This window comes from Alicyclobacillus sp. CIJ1, assembly GCF_057538885.1.
The window spans coordinates 1-287 of record NZ_BAAJPH010000026.1; the positions used below are offsets into that span (position 1 = coordinate 1).

1 rRNA gene is annotated in these 287 nt (G+C 61.0%); it reads left to right on the forward strand.

The features are described from left to right. Positions 1-71: 71 nt before the first annotated feature. Positions 72-287, forward strand: a 23S ribosomal RNA gene (locus AC27E8_RS00225); the annotation flags it as partial.

The following is a 287-nucleotide window of genomic DNA, read 5'->3' on the forward strand; positions in this document are numbered from 1 at the left end:
GGGTGTGTTTAGTTTTGAGGGAGCGAGAGCTCTCTCGGAGGACCTTGGCAAGTGCATAGGGAGAAAGGCAAGGTGAAGCTAGGAAGGGCACACGGTGGATGCCTAGGCGCCAAGAGCCGAAGAAGGACGGGGCGAACGCCGATACGCCACGGGGAGCCGTAAGCGGGCTGAGATCCGTGGATGTCCGAATGGGGGAACCCGCTGGCGGGAAGCGCCAGCAGCTTAAGGCCGAAAGGCGTTAAGCGGGGAACCGGGGGAAGTGAAACATCTCAGTACCCCGAGGAAGA